General features: G+C 66.5%; 12 protein-coding genes. 6 read left to right on the top strand and 6 right to left on the bottom strand.

What is annotated here, in order from left to right:
• On the bottom strand, nucleotides 1-2,091 hold the full coding sequence (locus tag AB0M14_RS10150) for an MMPL family transporter (protein WP_364991779.1): 2,091 nt from the start codon (nucleotides 2,089-2,091) through the stop codon (nucleotides 1-3).
• Between the two features lie 406 nt (nucleotides 2,092-2,497).
• Here AB0M14_RS10150 and nrdF point away from each other — a divergent pair, with 406 nt between their 5' ends.
• Together nrdF and AB0M14_RS10140 are read left to right on the top strand one after the other, a co-directional pair.
• Nucleotides 2,498-3,460 carry a class 1b ribonucleoside-diphosphate reductase subunit beta gene (gene nrdF, locus AB0M14_RS10145; RefSeq protein ID WP_364991776.1) on the top strand — a complete coding sequence of 321 codons (963 nt, stop codon included), beginning with the start codon at nucleotides 2,498-2,500 and terminating at the stop codon, nucleotides 3,458-3,460.
• 53 nt (nucleotides 3,461-3,513) lie between these two features.
• A complete protein-coding gene (locus tag AB0M14_RS10140; RefSeq protein WP_364991773.1) occupies nucleotides 3,514-4,662 on the top strand; it encodes a DUF3089 domain-containing protein in 1,149 nt (382 codons plus the stop codon).
• A 42-nt stretch (nucleotides 4,663-4,704) separates the two neighbouring features.
• On the opposite strand, the gene AB0M14_RS10135 is transcribed toward AB0M14_RS10140, so the two are convergent.
• The 5 genes from AB0M14_RS10135 to AB0M14_RS10115 all read right to left on the bottom strand — a co-directional run bounded on the left by AB0M14_RS10135 (nucleotide 4,705) and on the right by AB0M14_RS10115 (nucleotide 8,869).
• The gene (locus tag AB0M14_RS10135) at nucleotides 4,705-5,226 is read right to left on the bottom strand and encodes a hypothetical protein (RefSeq protein ID WP_364991771.1); all 522 of its coding nucleotides are present in this window, start codon (nucleotides 5,224-5,226) and stop codon (nucleotides 4,705-4,707) included.
• Nucleotides 5,227-5,346: 120 nt separating this feature from the next.
• Nucleotides 5,347-5,616, bottom strand: a complete 270-nt coding sequence (locus AB0M14_RS10130; RefSeq protein ID WP_364991768.1) for a hypothetical protein — start codon at nucleotides 5,614-5,616, stop codon at nucleotides 5,347-5,349.
• Between the two features lie 82 nt (nucleotides 5,617-5,698).
• Nucleotides 5,699-6,514, bottom strand: coding sequence for an intradiol ring-cleavage dioxygenase (locus tag AB0M14_RS10125; protein ID WP_364995623.1), 816 nt, complete (start codon nucleotides 6,512-6,514; stop codon nucleotides 5,699-5,701).
• 157 nt (nucleotides 6,515-6,671) lie between these two features.
• Nucleotides 6,672-8,051, bottom strand: a complete 1,380-nt coding sequence (gene mgtE / locus AB0M14_RS10120) for a magnesium transporter (protein ID WP_364991766.1) — start codon at nucleotides 8,049-8,051, stop codon at nucleotides 6,672-6,674.
• 296 nt (nucleotides 8,052-8,347) lie between these two features.
• Entirely contained in the window at nucleotides 8,348-8,869 is a 522-nt protein-coding gene (locus AB0M14_RS10115; RefSeq protein ID WP_364991765.1) for a hypothetical protein, read from the bottom strand.
• Between the two features lie 119 nt (nucleotides 8,870-8,988).
• On the opposite strand from AB0M14_RS10115, the gene AB0M14_RS10110 reads away from it, so the two are divergent.
• From AB0M14_RS10110 to AB0M14_RS10095, 4 genes are all read left to right on the top strand, one after another.
• Nucleotides 8,989-9,705: a helix-turn-helix domain-containing protein gene (locus AB0M14_RS10110; protein WP_364991762.1), complete on the top strand. Its 717-nt coding sequence runs from the start codon at nucleotides 8,989-8,991 to the stop codon at nucleotides 9,703-9,705.
• A gap of 308 nt (nucleotides 9,706-10,013) precedes the next feature.
• Nucleotides 10,014-11,093 carry an ABC transporter substrate-binding protein gene (locus AB0M14_RS10105; RefSeq protein ID WP_364991759.1) on the top strand — a complete coding sequence of 360 codons (1,080 nt, stop codon included), beginning with the start codon at nucleotides 10,014-10,016 and terminating at the stop codon, nucleotides 11,091-11,093.
• Nucleotides 11,090-11,947 (top strand): ABC transporter ATP-binding protein, encoded by an 858-nt coding sequence (locus AB0M14_RS10100; RefSeq protein WP_364991756.1) that lies wholly within the window; start codon nucleotides 11,090-11,092, stop codon nucleotides 11,945-11,947. Before AB0M14_RS10105 ends, AB0M14_RS10100 begins: the two co-directional genes overlap by 4 nt.
• On the top strand, nucleotides 11,940-12,818 hold the full coding sequence (locus AB0M14_RS10095; protein ID WP_364991753.1) for an ABC transporter permease: 879 nt from the start codon (nucleotides 11,940-11,942) through the stop codon (nucleotides 12,816-12,818). The genes AB0M14_RS10100 and AB0M14_RS10095 overlap by 8 nt, the downstream gene beginning before the upstream one ends.
• Nucleotides 12,819-12,829 lie beyond the last annotated feature (11 nt).

The following is a 12,829-nucleotide window of genomic DNA, read 5'->3' as shown; positions in this document are numbered from 1 at the left end:
TCACTCCGAAGCAGGTGGGCGGGACAGGGTGCTCGGCCACCAGATCTTGTCGCCGATGTCGAGGGTGAGAGCGGTGACCAGGATGGAACGGACGATCACTGTGTCCAGGAGGACGCCGACGGCGATGAGGATGCCCATCTGGGCGAAGGTGACGACCGGCATGGTGGCGAAGACCGCGAAGGTGCCGGCGAGAACCAGGCCCGCGGAGGTGATGACGCCGCCGGTGGCCGACAGGCCGATGAGCGCGCCGGCGCGGGTGCGATGCTTGCCGGCTTCCTCGTGGACTCGCGACATCAGGAAGATGTTGTAGTCGATGCCCAGGGCGACCAGGAAGACGAACGCGATCAGCGGCAGGCCCGCGTCCGCGCCCTGGAAGCCGACGAGGTCCCAGATCCAGCGGCTCAGGCCGAGGGCGGCGAAATAGGACAGCACCACGGTGGCGGTCAACAGGACGGGCGCGAGAAGCGAGCGCAGCAGCAGCATCAGGATGACCATCACGATGACGAGCACCACCGGGCCGATCGCCCGATTGTCCTGTGCGACGGCGCGTTTGATGTCGAGCACGGTCGCGGTCTGGCCGCCGACCTTGGCGTCGGGGTCGGCGGCGTGCACGGCGGCGCGGGCCTTGTCGATGGTGCTGTCGGCGGCGCGGCTGTCGGGCGGGTCGGCGAGGGTGCCCTCCAGGTAGAGCAGTCCGTCCTTGGGCACCGGTTCGGTGGTGCTGGTGATGCCGGGCGTGGATTTCAGCGCCGCGGTGATCGCCTCGGACCGGTCCGCCTGCCCGATGACGATGACCGGGTTGCCGATGCCGGCTTCGAAATGGCGTTCCAGTACTTCGGTGCCGTCTACCGCGTCGGAGGCGCCGACGAAGGAGTCCTTGTTGGCGATGCCGTTGGCTTCCAGGCCGGTCGCGCCCAGCGCCAGCGCGCCGAGGGCCAGTGCGGTGCCGATCCACACCACACGGGGCCGCCGGGCGATGAACGCGCCCACCTTGGCCCACAGCCCGGTCTCGGTGTGGTCGGCGGTGCCGTAGCTGGGGTGGCGCGGCCAGAAGATCCAGCGGCCCGCGATGACCAGCAGGGCGGGCAGCAGGGTGAGCATCGCGAGCAGGGCCACCGCGACGCCGATGGCGCAGACCGGGCCGATGCCGCGAGTCGAATTCATCTCCGCGACAAGCAGAGCGAGCATCGCGACGATCACCGTGGCCCCGCTGGCGACCACGGCCGGGCCGGCGCGGTGCAGCGCGACCGCCATCGCCTCGTGCCGATCCTCATGGCGGCGTAGCTCTTCCCGATAGCGCGCGATCAGCAGGAGCGCGTAGTCGGTGCCCGCGCCGAAGACCAGGACAGTGAGAATGCCCTGGCTCTGGGCGTTCATGGTGAGGCCGAGTTGGGTCGCCCCGTACACCGCGGCCTGCGAGACCGCCAGCGCGAAACCCGCCGCTAGCAAAGGCAACACCCACAGCATGGGTCCATAGGTGAACAGCAGGATGACCACGATGACCGCGGCGGCGGAGTAGAGCAGCAGCCCGTCGATGCCCTCGAAGGCCTCGCCGAACTCCGCGCCGTAGCCCGCGGGGCCGGTGGCGTGGAAGGACAATCCGTCCGGTCGCTCCCCGGCCGCGGCCTTGATGTCCTCGACGACCGGAGTCAGCCGGCTCCAGCCTTCCGAGCCCATGTCGATCGGGGCGAGCACCTCCACGGCTTGGCCGTCCTGCGACTGGATCGGCCCGATCACCTTGTCGGCCACGATGTGCTCGACCTGTTTGAAGCGGGCGGCGTCGGCTGCGATCGCGGCCCGATCGGCGTCGGTGATGCCGCTGGTGCGTTCGTAGACGAGGACGACCGGGATGTGTTCGCTGTTGCCGAAAGTCTCTGCCAGCTTGAAGGCTTGGGTGGATTCGGCGCTGTCCGGGAGCCAGTTGACGCTGTCGTTCTCCTGCGCGCCGGTGAGTTTGCCCGCGAACGAACCCAGGGCGAGCAGTGCGATGATCCACACACCGAGCACCACCCATTTGCTCCGGCGGCCGCTCGGAATCCGCGCGAGTCTGCCGAGCAGATCCGTCATATCGGGATCGGTGGGTGCGGGCATCACAGTCCCCCTCGTGCTGCGTACGGCCCGATCTTACGTGTGGAATCCGACATTTCCGGGGCGTCGTCCACCCGCCTAGACAGCGCGCACCGGCGCCACCGGGAGTCCGGCAAACCGCGAGGCGGCGCACCGACCACCTCCCCGCGCCGGCCGCCGCGAACCGGCAAACTGCAGGCGATCGATCCGGACCCCTCCGGACCGCCGCATCCACCCCTGAGCCCGTACCGCACAATAGGGAGCCGCACGCGGTGGTCACCGCCGGCTATGGCGGATGTGACATACACCCGCGGCGACACAAGGTGTTGTGCTGCATGGACTTGTCACCCACTAGGAGTAGTGTTCAGTGCGAGGAATACCGGACGGCAGTGTGCTCGAGAACGGTCTCGGGAAAGGGCGTGGAGGCAGGATGAAACTGATCGATCGGGTAGCGGCCATCAACTGGAATCGGGTCCCCGACGAGAAGGATGCCGAGGTCTGGGACCGGCTGACCGGCAACTTCTGGCTGCCCGAGAAGGTCCCGGTGTCCAACGACATTCCCTCGTGGAACACCCTCACCGCCGACGAGAAGCAGCTCACCATGCGGGTATTCACCGGCCTGACGCTGCTCGACACGATTCAAGGCACCGTGGGCGCGGTGAGCCTGATCCCGGATGCGCTGACCCCGCACGAGGAGGCGGTGCTCACCAACATCGCGTTCATGGAGTCGGTGCACGCCAAGAGCTACAGCAATATCTTCTCCACGCTGTGCTCCACCCGCGAGATCGATGAAGCCTTCCGCTGGTCCGAGGAGAACCGGAACCTGCAGCGCAAGGCCGAAATCGTCCTGTCGTACTACAACGGCGACGACCCGCTCAAGCGCAAGGTGGCCTCCACCCTGCTGGAGTCCTTCCTGTTCTACTCCGGCTTCTACCTGCCGATGCATTGGTCCTCGCGGGCCAAGCTCACCAACACCGCCGACATGATCCGCCTGATCATTCGCGACGAGGCCGTGCACGGTTACTACATCGGCTACAAGTACCAGCGCGGCCTGGAGCTGGTCTCGCAGGCCGAGCGCGAAGAGCTCAAGAACTACACCTTCGAGCTGCTCTTCGAGCTCTACGACAACGAGGTGGAATACACCCAGGATCTCTACGACGGAGTCGGCCTGACCGAGGACGTCAAGAAGTTCCTGCGCTACAACGCCAACAAGGCCCTGATGAACCTCGGCTACGAGGGCCTGTTCCCGAAGGACGAGTGCGAGGTCAACCCCGCCATCCTCTCGGCCCTGTCCCCCAACGCCGACGAAAACCACGACTTCTTCTCGGGTTCCGGCTCCAGCTATGTCATCGGCAAGGCTGTCAACACCGAAGACGAAGACTGGGAATTCTGATCACTGATCCCGCGAAGGCCCCGCTCCGGCGGGGCCTTCTGCTATAACAGGGCATGGCGCGGATCGTTGGAATAGTCGGCGCGCTAGCGCTTTTCGTCGGCCTGTGGGCCGCCCCCGCTGCCGCTGATCCCAACCCACCAGTGCAGTGGCTGTGTAGCCCCGCCCTCGAGGCGGATCCGTGTGATATTCCACTGGACACCACCGACCAGCTCACGGGCTCGATCGAAACACACTCCGTGCCAACGGAATCCGAGAAGCCGGTGGACTGTTTCTACGTTTATCCGACGGTCAGCGACCAACTCGCCATCTACGCCGACCCACCCCGCCAGCCCGAGGTCGACTCGATCGCGAGCATGCAGGCGGCCCGATTCTCCAGTCAATGCCGGGTTTTCGCCCCGCTGTACCGTCAGCTGACGCTGTACCCGGGCATATCCCTCCAGCTGCTCGGCCTCCCACTGATCCAGCAGTCCTACCGCGACGTCCTCGACGCCTGGCAGCACTATCTGGTCCACGAGAACAACGGGCGCGGCGTCATCTTCATCGGCCACTCCCAGGGAACCCTGCTGCTGCGCAAGCTGATTCGCGAACACATCGACCCCGACCCCGACCTGCGCCAACGCCTGGTCGGCGCCTTCCTGATGGGCGGCAACGTCGAAACCCTGCGCGGCAGCACCGTCGGCGGAGACTTCACCAACATCCCGATCTGCACTCGACAGGGTGAATCCGGTTGCGCCGTAGCCTATTCCACCAGCCAGGTCGACCCGATCAACGCCCTCTCGATCTTCGGCAACAGCGCCTTCGACATCCTCTCCCCCAGCGTCGGCGCCCCCTCCGGCCCGCACTTCGAGATCGCCTGCACCGACCCCGCGATCCTCAGCGGCGCCCCCGCCCCCGTCGGCTTAACCGTCCCCACCGCGCCCTACACCTTCGGCTACCTCGCCCTGCTCCTGGACTACATGGCCTACCCCCAGGGCATGCCCAAATCCACTTCGACCTGGACCACCAGCGCTCAACGCATGCAAGGCGAGTGCCAAGAAAGGCACGGCTACCACATCTACCAGTACCGAACCCTCGACCCCACCGGCCCCCAAATCAACGAACTCCCCTACGCCACAAGCCATCTCCTCGACATCAACCTCGGCTACGACCGCCTGGTCTCCATCGCCGCCCAGCAAATCGCAACCTGGTCCACCAACCGCTGAACCGGTGCCGCCGCACGTGACGGCAGCACCGGCCATCGGGCCCTAGTTGGTGTGTCCACGCTCCTCGAGGATCCGCAGCACCTCGGCCATCCCTTCCGCCAACGTGCCCATATCCCGCTTGAGCTCACCCATGTCCCGCACGAGCTCGGTTTTCAGCGCGCCCATATCGAAGGTCAACGCATCCAGTTTTTCACTCATGGCGGCCTGGCTGGCTTTGACCGAGCGCAACGTCTGGCGCAGGTCCTCCTGACCGATTGCCAATCTCTTGATGCCCTCGTCGTTGAAGATGAGACGGGAGACAAGCGACCGGCCGTCGACGATGCCGACATCGTTCCGAAGACCTGTGAGATCCTCGCGCATTTTCGTCAGGTGCCCGTTGGACTGCGTCACGAATTCATTATCGCGGATCACCAGCCGCTTCAGCACCTCTTCGAGCGCGTCGACCCGATTCTCGACCGCCTGTAGCCGTTGTGGAACGCTGTCCTGTCCGTTGCCGTTTCCAATCATGGTCGAGCCCTCCTTCATCCGGTGGAACTTCGAACAGATGCCCGAAACAATAGCCATTGGACATGGCTTATGCCATGGATACGGCGGAAAAGTTGCGGGGATTTGCCGACGTTCGCTGCGGGTGAACTGGACACTGAGATTGTTTGCTGGACAGGCACTTTCAGCAAACTTGGAGATCTACTGGTTGCGGCGGGTAGATACTCTGACCTGTCGTTCGTACAGGCGTAAGCGTCTGCGGCGGCGGTGCATGACGGCTTGCAGGTTTTCGATTTCGGAACCGATGCTGGCGAGGGTTGGCGGCGGATCGGACTCGCGAAGTTTCAGGTGCAGGCTGTCCAGGCGGGTCTCTACTTCGTCGAAGGCCCAAGCGTCGACTTCGCCGCGGAACGCTTGCCACTCTTCGATTTCGGCCAATCGTTCAGCCGCTGGCTTGCCTGTGTCACCCATGGTCGAGCCCTCCTTGATCCGGCGGTGCTTCGAAATGATGCCCGTACGATAGCCACTCGTGGTGGCTTAAGCCAGAGGACATTCAGCGGGGCGGTGGGCCGCCGGGGCCGGGTGCGGAGTGGATGTTGGCGGACTTTTCGGCGACGCCGACGGTGAGGGTGACGTTCAGGGCGGTGGCGGGGGTGCCGGTGACGGTGGCCAGTTCGGCGTCCCAGCCGTCGCCGAAGACGTTGTCGGAGGCGAGGGAGACGCTGGACATGTTGCGGGGACTGGCGGAGTAGCCGGGGTCGTGGGCGTAGACCTGGTCGCAGGTGGCTTCCGGGAGGGCGATTTGGGAAGTGAGGCGGGCGTTTTCGCCGGCCACGGCGGTCGTGAGGGAGTCGTAGACCTCGAAGTGGATGTGGGGCCAGCGGCCCGCGTAGCAGGCCGGGAAGATCGAGGTGAAAGTGACGGTGCCGGCGGCGTCGGCTACTTGGACGCCGCGTAAGTAGTTCTGGTTGGTGACGCCGTCGCTGTAGAGGGAGTAGCGGCCTTCGCGGTCGCAGTGCCAGAGGTAGACGGCCATGCCGGAACCGGCGACGCCGTCTTTCGCCAGGTCCTTCAGAGACAGCGTCAGGGTCATCGGAACACCTTGTGCGACACCGGAGTACGAGCCGAAGCTGGTGGTGATGTCGGAGCGGACCACGCCGGATTCGATCAGGACGTTCGGACCGTTCGACCCGTCACCCGGGTATGGCCCCGCTGTCTCCTGCGGGATCGCCGCAACGGTCCCGGCCGTGGTCGAGCTCGAAGCCGTTGCGCTGGAACCGGTCTCACCGGCAGCGCACCCCGCCGCGACGGTCGCCGCCCCGGCGGCGCCGAAGAACCACAGTGCCCGCCGCCGGGACATCACCCGCATATCGTGCGCGAGCCCGAGATCGTGCTCGTGCACCTCCCTGTCACCGCGATCCACAACCAACTCCTAACCGTCGCCGTCGATAACACCAGCGACGTTAGGCACCCGCGCTCCGCGAACCCTGGGACCTCCCTGCGAGTCCGCTGTGAGCGCGTACCGGTTAGATGCCGAGGACCAGTTTGGCGGTGGTGAAGTAGATGATCAGGCCGGTGGCGTCGACCAAAGTGGTCACCATGGGGGCGGAGACGACTGCGGGGTCGATGCGGAGCTTTTTCGCCAGCAGCGGCATGGTGCCGCCGATGGTGGCGGCCCAGCCGCAGATCAGGACCAGGGTGATGGCGACGACCGCGGCTACGCCGGGGCCGACGAACAACGCGCCGATCACCAAACCCGCACTGGCCAAAAGGGATCCGAGGACCAGGCCGACGCGGCATTCCCGCCAGATCACCTTGAACAGGTCCGAGACCCGGACCTCGCCGACGGCGAGGGCGCGCACACAGGCGGTGGCCGCCTGGGCGCCCGCGTTGCCACCCGCGCCGATCAGCAGCGGGATGAACAAGGCCAGGTGGGCGGCTTGTTCCAGGGTGCCGGCGAAGAAGTCGGTGACGCTGACGGTGAGGGTGGCCGCGAAGAGCAGCAGCATCAGCCAGAGCGCGCGGTACCGCGCGAGCTGGAAGACGCCGGCCGCCATGTAGTGCCCCTCCCAGGGCGCGGAACCGGCTTGGCGGGCCACGTCCTCGCTGTCGGCGGCCTCGATGACCTCGACGGCGTCGTCGATGGTGAGCAGGCCGACCAACCTGTCCTCACTGTCGACGACGGGCAGGTTGATGTCGTTGGTCTCGCGCATCAACCGCGCGGCCTTCTCCGCGGAGTCGGTGGCGCGGGCGAACGCGGGTTCGGTGACGACCAGCTCGGACACCATGGCGCCGGGCTCGGCGAGCACCAGCTCACGCAGTTCCACGATGCCGGTGAGCCGTCTGCCGCCGTCGACCACGGGCAGCGTGTAGACGGTTTCGGCGCTGGAACCCTTGGCGCGCACCATGGCCAGCGCCTCGGCGACCGACAGGTTGCGGGGCAGCGCGACGACCTCGGGGGTCATGTACTGGCCGGCCGAACCCTCGGGGTACCCGAGCAGGCTCGCGGTCATGCGCCGCTCGCGCGGGCTCAACCCGGCGAGCACCTTCTTGGCCACCTTCGCGGGCGCCTCGCGCAGCATGCGGGCGCGATCGTCGGGAGCCATCTCCTCGACGAGCTCACGGAAGGTTTGATCGCGCAGGCCCTGCAGGATCTGCTGCTGGTCGACCGGTTCGAGTTCCTCGAACACCGTCAGCGCCGCGTCCTTGTCGAGCAACCGGAACGCCACCCCGGCCTGGACGGCGTCCATGCGGGCAAGCTGGTCGGCGATGAGGTGCGGCGGATGATTGGCCAGCCATTCCTGGGCAACGTCGACGCGGTGGCTTTCGACGATGTCCTGGAGTGATTCCGACAGCGTGGGGCTGTCGATCTGCGGGCGTGCTTCGATCAGATCGGTCGGCGACATGAGTGTTCCTCGCGCAGGGGGCGGTTAGGCCCTGTCGGGAGTGAGATGTGAGGTCGAATACTTCACACCGCGAGGCGCCGGCCGGATGTCGCGAGAAAGCTAGAGCTGCGAGGGGGCGGCGCCGCGCGGCCTTCGACTCGGAGGTTCACTGCGCATGGCGACCCACCTCCTGCTCGTCGTGCCGCGGACCGGACGGTCTACGCGTCGCCTACCGGAAAACTAGAACGAATGCGAATGCATCCCCCGAGAAGGATACATGGATCGGGCCGTCCCCTCGCCCCGACCGGGGACTCTGCTCAGTCACGCTGGTGCGCCGCGAGCGTCGTGAGGATCACCGGCTCGGCATCGTCCCAGGTCCGAACGTGCCGGACCCAATCCGGAACCGGCTGGGTCTGGGCACCGAACAGGTAGAGGTGCGGGACCAGGCCGCGCAACGCCCGATGCACGTCGATCCGATCGTCGATCATGTGGGTGATGCCGAGCTCGGCGCAGTGCCCCGCCTTGTCCGCCCGCTGCAAGCAGAACCGCACGTTGCCCTCCGGCAGCCCGGTCCGGGCGTGGAAGTCGTGGTGGTCGAGCCACTGCCGGGTCCGTTTCTGCACCCGCGGCCCGCACTTGGAGATCACCCAGGCCCGGCCCTCGAACCGCGCCACCAAGCGCGTCAGGACTTCAAAAGCGTTGGGGCTGGGCGGCGTTCGCATCGCCTCGTCGAATCCCCCATCGAGAAAAGCGGTATCGGCGTCTCCTGGTTCCAGTAGCGCCCCTTGGATCACTCGCCCGAAATCGACTCCGAGCCGAGGTACTTCACTTGTTTTCATATCGCCTTCGAGGATGACCCGCGCGCGAAAACACCGCCAGTGAATTACGGCGGCCAGCATTAGATGCACCGGGCGTCTAACCCTGTTCAGCGGCCGCCCCAGCACCGAGGATCTACGCTATGACCAGCACCGATCAGCCGCGTTCGGGGTCACAAGCCGTCGAGCGGGCCATTCATCTGCTCAATTGTTTCGAGGGCGACGACCCCGAGTTCTCGCTCAGTGAGCTCGCCCACCTCGCCGGGGTTCCGGTGAGCACCGCGCACCGGCTGGCCAAGGCATTGGTGGGCGGCCGGCTGCTGGAGCAGGATCCGGCCACCGATCGCTATCGGGTGGGCCAGGGCCTGGCGACGCTGGCCCGTCCGGCGCTGACCCGGCTCGGAATCGATTCCGCCGCACCACATATGTACGCGCTGGCGGCCGGGATCAAAATCACCGTGAGCCTGAGCGTAATCGACGCCGGCGACGCCGTGACGATCCTGCAGGCGCGCCCGCCGGTCCTGTTTTGCAACAACCAGTTGCCCCGGCCCCGGCAGCCGCTGCGATCCAGCGCCGCCGGGCACGCCCTGCTCGCCTACGCGGCCACCAATAACCGCCGCGGCCCCGATCTGGATCTGGTGCGGCGCAAGGGTTTCGCGCTCGAGGAGATCGCCGTGGCGGACCCGCTGCGGGCGGTCGCGGTGCCGGTGTTCGGGCCGGGACGGCAGGTCTGGGGCGCGCTGAGCGTGCAGGCGCGGTCGGCGCGGCTCACCGACGAATTGGTCCGCGAGATCCTGCCCGCCATGCAGCATTTCGCGGTGCGGATCGGCTCCGTCGTGCCGAACAGCACGCCCGAATAAGACTCACCATGATTTTCACAATGTGGAATGGCCGTTGTCTGACACCCGGCACACCCACACCATGGAAAACCACGGGCCTCGCCCGAACCCCGATTCAGACCATGGAAGTACCCACGTGTTGACACCCACTGCGCTGATCCGCCGCCGCGCGATCGACCTCATGCGGGTTCCGCACGGGATCTGTCGACTCTGACGCTCCGCGTCCGGACCGCGGATCCCGCGGACCGGCTCCTATTCCAGATCCCCGGCTCTTGGCCGCCGCATGCCCTTTTCGCCTGCGCGGCAGCATTTTCATCTGAAGGAACACCATGCGTTTCACCGCACCGCGGCGACGACACCGCGCGATCGCCGCCACCCTCGCCCTGCTCACCAGCGTTACCGCCCTCGCCGCCTGCGGGAAGTCCGACGCGGGCACGACCGCCGACGGCAAGACCGTGCTGCGCTACCAGGGCAGCACCGGCCAGGTCACCCCGTACGAATTGGCCGCGGACCTCGGCTATTTCAGCAAGATCTCGCTGCGGTGGGAGGGCGACACCACCAGCGGTCCGGCCAACATCCAGGCCGCGGCGACCAACCAGGTCGAGTTCGGTAGCGCTTTCAACGGCGCGGTGGTGAAGCTGATCGCCGGTGGCGCAAAGGTCACCTCGGTGCTGAGCTCCTACGGTTCGGACGACAAGACCTTCACCGGCTACTACGTCCGCGACGACTCCCCCATCAAGACCGCGCGCGACTTGATCGGCAAGAAGGTGGCGGTCAACACCCTCGGCGCGCACCACGAGTTCATCACCCGGGAATGGCTGCACAAGGAAGGCTTGACCGAGGACGAGATCAAGCAGGTCCAGCTGCTGGTGGTCCCGCCGGCCAACACCGAGGACGCGCTGCGCAAGGGCCAGGTCGAGGTCGGCACCCTGGGCCAGGTGTTCCGCGATTCCGCCCTGGAGCGCGGCGGCATCCACCCGCTCTACACCGACACTGCCATCTTCGGGCAGGCCAGTTACGGCACCTATGTGTTCCGCAACGAGTTCCTCGCCGCCAACTCCGACGCGGTACGGGACTTCGTCCAGGGCACCGCGCGCGCCACCCGCTGGCTGCAGGTCACCCCGCGCGACGAGGTGCTGGCACGTTTCACCTCGATCATCCAGAAACGCGGCCGCAACGAGAACATCGATCTCCTGAAGTACTGGAAGAGCTCCGGTCTCCCGACGCCCGGCGCGGTGGTGCAGGAGAAGGAGATCCAGATCTGGATCGACTGGCTGGTCCGCAACGGCGAATTGAAGAAGGACCAGGTGCAGAGCACGGATTTGTTCACCAACAAGTTCAACCCCTACGCCAACGGCACCTACCAGCCCGCCAGCGGCCCGACCGGCGAGGCGGTGGCGGCGAAATGAGCGGCAGCACACCGAAACTCGCGATCAACCGGGTGAGCAAGCGATTCCCGGTCCGCGGCGCGAACGACACCTTCACCGCGATCGAGGAGATCTCGCTGGACGTGCGGGCCGGCGAATTCCTGGTCCTGGTCGGACCGAGCGGCTCGGGCAAGTCCACGCTGCTGGATCTGCTGGGCGGGCTGACCAAGCCGAGCTCGGGCGAGATCCTGCTGGACGGCGCACCGGTCACCGGCCCCGGGCTGGACCGCGGCATCGTCTTCCAGCAGTACGCCCTGTTCCCCTGGCGCACCGCCCGGGCCAATATCGAATTCGGTTTGGAGGCAAAGGGACTGCGCCGCAAGGAGCGGCGCGCCCGGGCCGCGGAGTACCTGGACCTGGTGGGCCTCACCGGATTCGGCGACCGCTACCCGCACGAACTCTCCGGCGGCATGAAGCAGCGCGTCGCGATCGCGCGCAGCCTCGCCTTCGATCCGGAGGTACTGCTGATGGACGAGCCGTTCGCGGCGCTGGACGCCCAGACTCGGGAGTCGTTGCAGGACGAGCTGTTACGGATCTGGAAGGCCACCGGCAAGACGATCCTGTTCATCACCCACGGCATCGATGAGGCGGTGTATCTGGGGCAGCGGGTCGCGGTACTGACCTCCCGACCCGGCCGAGTCAAGGCCGTCGTCGACGTGGACATCGCCCGCGCGGGCGATGCGGACATCCGCTCGACCGAGGCTTTCCGCGCGTATCGGCACCAGATCTGGACCCTGTTGCGCAGCGAGGTCGAACGCGCGCAGGGCCTGGAACTCGAATCCCGCTCCGAGAGCGCCGCCGCCGAATCCCGCACCGAAAGGCCGAGTCATGTCTAGCGCCGTGGAACTCGTCGAACCGCCCGTCCGCACCACTGTCGCCGCGCCCTATCAGCCGGCCGGAACCCGCTCTCCCGCACCGGTATCGCGGGCGTTGACGGCCGCCGGACAACTGGCCTGGCGGCTGACCAAGCCGTTCCTGGCCATCGCCGCCTTCCTGCTGCTGTGGCAGTTCGCCCCGGCCGCCGGACTGGTGGACGAAGTGTTCCTGCCGCCGTTCACCGTCGTCGCCGAGGCCTTCGCCGACCTGGTGCGCAGCGGCGAGATGTGGAACCACGTGTCCACCAGCCTGGGCCGCTCGGTCACCGGTTTCGGCATCGCGCTGCTGATCGCAGTGCCGCTGGGCATTGCGATCGCCTGGTACAAACCGGTTTCGGAGCTGCTGAACCCGATCCTGGAGCTGTTCCGCAACACCGCCGCGCTGGCACTGCTGCCGGTGTTCGTGCTGATCCTGGGCATCGGCGAGACCTCCAAGGTCGCGCTGGTCGTCTACGCCAGCTCGTTCCCGATCCTGCTGAACACCATCACCGGTGTCCGAACGGTCGACCCGCTGCTCATCAAATCCGCTGTGTCCCTGGGTCTGAAGCCGATCCGGCTGTTCCAGAAGGTGATCCTGCCCGCGGCCATCCCGTCCATCTTCACCGGTCTGCGGATGGCCGCCGCCAGCTCCATCCTGGTGCTGCTGGCCGCCGAGATGGTCGGCGCCCGAGCCGGTCTCGGCTACCTGATCACCGCTGCCCAGCAGAACTTCCAGATCCCGAACATGTACGCGGGCATCCTCGCCATCTCGTTGCTCGGGCTCACCTTCAACGGCCTGCTCGTCACCCTCGAGCGCCGGTTCTCCCGCTGGCGCGTCCAGTCCAACTCCTGATCCACTAAGGA

Source organism: Nocardia sp. NPDC051832, from assembly GCF_040681285.1.
Classification (GTDB): domain Bacteria; phylum Actinomycetota; class Actinomycetes; order Mycobacteriales; family Mycobacteriaceae; genus Nocardia.
This window is presented reverse-complemented; position numbering and strand designations above follow the sequence as displayed.

Coding starts and splice junctions, on each gene's coding strand:
- AB0M14_RS10150 (WP_364991779.1), bottom strand. CDS start 2,091: ATGCCCGCACCCACCGATCCCGATATGACGGATCTGCTCGGCAGACTC.
- nrdF (WP_364991776.1), top strand. CDS start 2,498: ATGAAACTGATCGATCGGGTAGCGGCCATCAACTGGAATCGGGTCCCC.
- AB0M14_RS10140 (WP_364991773.1), top strand. CDS start 3,514: ATGGCGCGGATCGTTGGAATAGTCGGCGCGCTAGCGCTTTTCGTCGGC.
- AB0M14_RS10135 (WP_364991771.1), bottom strand. CDS start 5,226: ATGGCTATTGTTTCGGGCATCTGTTCGAAGTTCCACCGGATGAAGGAG.
- AB0M14_RS10130 (WP_364991768.1), bottom strand. CDS start 5,616: ATGGGTGACACAGGCAAGCCAGCGGCTGAACGATTGGCCGAAATCGAA.
- AB0M14_RS10125 (WP_364995623.1), bottom strand. CDS start 6,514: ATGCGGGTGATGTCCCGGCGGCGGGCACTGTGGTTCTTCGGCGCCGCC.
- mgtE (WP_364991766.1), bottom strand. CDS start 8,051: ATGTCGCCGACCGATCTGATCGAAGCACGCCCGCAGATCGACAGCCCC.
- AB0M14_RS10115 (WP_364991765.1), bottom strand. CDS start 8,869: ATGAAAACAAGTGAAGTACCTCGGCTCGGAGTCGATTTCGGGCGAGTG.
- AB0M14_RS10110 (WP_364991762.1), top strand. CDS start 8,989: ATGACCAGCACCGATCAGCCGCGTTCGGGGTCACAAGCCGTCGAGCGG.
- AB0M14_RS10105 (WP_364991759.1), top strand. CDS start 10,014: ATGCGTTTCACCGCACCGCGGCGACGACACCGCGCGATCGCCGCCACC.
- AB0M14_RS10100 (WP_364991756.1), top strand. CDS start 11,090: ATGAGCGGCAGCACACCGAAACTCGCGATCAACCGGGTGAGCAAGCGA.
- AB0M14_RS10095 (WP_364991753.1), top strand. CDS start 11,940: ATGTCTAGCGCCGTGGAACTCGTCGAACCGCCCGTCCGCACCACTGTC.